Annotated in this window: 4 protein-coding genes; all 4 read right to left on the reverse strand. The window is 32.9% G+C overall.

The annotated features are described in order from the left end of the window. Nucleotides 1–59: 59 nt before the first annotated feature. On the reverse strand, nt 60–659 hold the full coding sequence (locus IAI56_RS15485; RefSeq protein WP_187658721.1) for a DUF6624 domain-containing protein: 600 nt from the start codon (nt 657–659) through the stop codon (nt 60–62). 11 nt (nt 660–670) lie between these two features. Beyond that, the gene (locus tag IAI56_RS15490) at nt 671–898 is read right to left on the reverse strand and encodes a helix-turn-helix domain-containing protein (RefSeq protein WP_187658722.1); all 228 of its coding nucleotides are present in this window, start codon (nt 896–898) and stop codon (nt 671–673) included. Nucleotides 899–901: 3 nt separating this feature from the next. Then, nucleotides 902–1,429 carry a DUF2975 domain-containing protein gene (locus IAI56_RS15495; protein WP_187658723.1) on the reverse strand — a complete coding sequence of 176 codons (528 nt, stop codon included), beginning with the start codon at nt 1,427–1,429 and terminating at the stop codon, nt 902–904. Nucleotides 1,430–1,744: 315 nt separating this feature from the next. Further along, complete coding sequence (locus tag IAI56_RS15500) at nt 1,745–2,200, reverse strand: GNAT family N-acetyltransferase (RefSeq protein ID WP_187658724.1); 456 nt, start codon at nt 2,198–2,200, stop codon at nt 1,745–1,747. Nucleotides 2,201–2,380: the final 180 nt, after the last annotated feature.

The raw sequence follows: 2,380 nt of genomic DNA on the forward strand, positions 1-2,380 counted from the left end.
TTAAAATTTTAGTTTTTTATTGAGGTTGTGCAACAGTTACCGCTGTTAGCGGGTCGTTGTTATTTCGTCCAACCAACATTTCTTTTCCATTCTTCAATTTCTTGTTTTCTTATTTCAAAGTCTGACGGTGGTGATTGGTTTTCATTTATCGCTTGTTCTCTTATTTTTTTCGTCTGTTCTTCAAGTGTGTTAAGTCCAATTGATTTTCTTCTTTCATTTACTTTTGTCAAGTCGTCAAAAATATTAGGACTTAAATTCCCGTTTTCGTCCCAATCAAATTGAGTTCCGTATAATTGTGGTTTCCCTTCAAATACTGCTATTCGGTCAATTAGATACGCCAAATTTTTTGGGGTTGCTTCGTTTTCACTAACAGCAACTTCTAACAGGTTCATACACTTTTTCATAAATTCAGGCTGTCCGATAGAATGTTGTATAACTAACCAAGCTGCTTCACTTGCTTCTTCACCAACTTTGATTGTTGTTGGATAGCCAATTTTGTCAATTATTTCGTTTAAGGTTTTTGCATTTCTGTTGTGCAATTCTTTCATTTCTTCGTTATATCCGTCACTTAGTTGTCCGCTTTGAATAAGTTTGTCCCGAAACTCCAAGTCTGCATTTTTCAGTCCAATAATTATTTCGGCAATTTCTTTGTAATTCATTTTTTTGGTTGTCAGCGGGTCGTTGTTGTTTTTTTGTCCTTAACATATTCTAATATGTCGCCTGGCTGGCAATCCAATACAATACAAATCGTCTCTAATGTGCTAAATCTGATTGCCTTCGCTTTTCCAGTCTTTAAAATGGAAAGGTTCGATAAAGTCAACCCAACTTTTTCAGAAAGTTCATTTAGTGACATTTTCCGCTTAGCCATAACAACGTCTAAGTTTACTACTATTGCCATAGTTTAAACTGTTAGATCATTTTCAGATTGTAATTCCGATCCTTTTTTAAAGATAAGTGCAAACAAGTATATAACACCCGCAAACAATAGGATTTCACTACCTGTCCAATCTATCGGAACAGTTACGCCTTTCTTCATAATCCATTTAGCATAGTTCTCTGCAATTATAGCAAGTAACCCAGTTCCTAATGCGATATAGCTAATCTTTATAAAGATATTATTCAGATTGCCGTGAAACGGTTTAGACAAATCAAACTTCATAAAAATTTTTACAACGTAATAGGTGATATATGCTTTTAGTCCAGTAAGTAGCATAAACAATATAGCTGTAAAAATGTAATGAGATTTACTAAATGAATACAGGTCAAATAAGTTAAGTCCTAAGTATAAATCGTTAGAGCTTTCTGGGTTTACAAATAGGCTTACGATGAAAGAAGTCAATAATGCACCAGTCTTGATACAAAGTCCGATGAATACAATCCAAAATAGGATATTCATAATTTTAAGGACGGTTGAATTTGTTGTTGTCATTTGCTAGAGGTTTAAATTTATTCTGCAAATATAAATAAATATTTATCGAAAAACAATAAAAATATATTATTTATCAACAATCGTATGAGGTAAATATATTTTATTGTCACCACAAGCTCAGGTATATACACAAGTTTTGGGTTTTATAAAAATGTCGGAACTAAAATGTTTCAGCACAAACAGTTGGATTGCTAATTCATTATTGGTTTAAGTTATTGTTCATTTTTGATATTTATTTTCATTAAATAAAATCGTTTAGTCCATTTATTGGCGTGATTACGGTAACAGTACTTTTCTTGCAGCTAATTTCTTAGTTTAAGTTATTGTTGAATTGTAAACATATGGGTCAAATAATTCCATATATAGTTCAGGTTTAGGCAACTTGATAAAGCCATATTTTTTATAAAGCCAATCTGCAGTTGATGTCAATAAAATCCATCGTCTTAAACCTTTTAAATTTGGATGGCTCATTACACATTCCATGAGCTTCTTTGATAGTCCTTGTCCACGATAATTATCCAAAATGTAAATGTCACCCAAATACGCAATTGTAGATAAATCCGAAATTACTCTTGCAAAACCAATTTGTTTGTCGTTATGGAATAGTCCGAAGTTTAGCGAATTGTCAATAGAAGTCTTTACTCTTTCAAATGGAATATTTTTACTCCATCCTGAATATTTTGATAGAAACTCATGTATTGCAACAACATCCATTTTTGATTTGTCTGTCGTAATTGTAAAGTCGTCAAAAGTGGTTTTAATAATTTTCATTCTGTTCTAATTTCTATTTCAATTGTTGTCTATTTGGTCGGTTTTTTACAATGCCCGCTAACGTTTTGCAGATTGGCGATGGGCGGGCTTTTCAGCACAAAAGTTAGTTCGGAGAACTGAACTTTCGGCTACCTCAAAACTATCAAGCGGAGACGAAAGCCCGCCTATTGCCAATGTGCT

Origin of the sequence: Flavobacterium macrobrachii, from assembly GCF_014486675.1 — a bacterium.
Classification (GTDB): domain Bacteria; phylum Bacteroidota; class Bacteroidia; order Flavobacteriales; family Flavobacteriaceae; genus Flavobacterium; species Flavobacterium macrobrachii.

Bases quoted from the DNA above. Each gene is read 5' to 3' on its own strand.
- IAI56_RS15485 (WP_187658721.1), bottom strand. From the start codon at position 659: ATGAATTACAAAGAAATTGCCGAAATAATTATTGGACTGAAAAATGCA.
- IAI56_RS15490 (WP_187658722.1), bottom strand. From the start codon at position 898: ATGGCAATAGTAGTAAACTTAGACGTTGTTATGGCTAAGCGGAAAATG.
- IAI56_RS15495 (WP_187658723.1), bottom strand. From the start codon at position 1,429: ATGACAACAACAAATTCAACCGTCCTTAAAATTATGAATATCCTATTT.
- IAI56_RS15500 (WP_187658724.1), bottom strand. From the start codon at position 2,200: ATGAAAATTATTAAAACCACTTTTGACGACTTTACAATTACGACAGAC.